Here is a 520-nt window from a genome sequence, read left to right as displayed (position 1 = left end):
AGGTCGGTGCCGCGCCGCTGGTCCCAGGACCGGACCGGGCCGAGCATGGTGTCGACGAACGTCGCGACGTGCGCGGGGCTGTTGTCGCCGAGCAGCAGCCGGGCCACGCCGAGGCCGGACGGGGCACTGACCTCGCCGGTGCGGCCCAGGCGCACGAGCGTGTCGAGGCAGCGGCGGGCCTCGTCGTGCGCGGCCACCAGCCGGTCCTCGCGCAGCACGTCGCTGGCCGCCGTGACACCCACCGTGGCCGTGCCGTCGAGGGCCGCGACCGCGGCCTGGAGGTCGGCGCCGACCCGCTCGGGGTCCTCGCCCGGCACCACCACGACGATCGCCCCGCGGTGCTCGCCCGCCAGCCCCGAGCCGCGGCGCGCGAGGGCCACCGCGGCACGGCCCGCCCGGTGGCGCTCGACGCCCTCGACCCCGACCGCGGCGACGACGACCGGGCCGTCGAGGCTGGCTCCGTGGCGCCGCACCCGCTCGCGCAGCCGGTCGCGGGAGCCGGCCGGTGCCTCGAGGAGGT

The 520-nt window shown here is 79.8% G+C and carries 1 protein-coding gene; it reads right to left on the bottom strand.

Annotation, left to right across the window (positions count from 1 at the left end; all coding sequences use genetic code 11):
- Nucleotides 1-520, bottom strand: a 520-nt coding sequence (locus tag ACP7B7_RS31665) for a hypothetical protein (RefSeq protein ID WP_426079369.1), incomplete at both ends; no start/stop codon positions are given.

The sequence above is a fragment of the Janthinobacterium sp. PSPC3-1 genome, from assembly GCF_049896105.1.
Taxonomy (GTDB): Bacteria; Pseudomonadota; Gammaproteobacteria; order Burkholderiales; family Burkholderiaceae_D; genus Janthinobacterium.
This window is presented reverse-complemented; position numbering and strand designations above follow the sequence as displayed.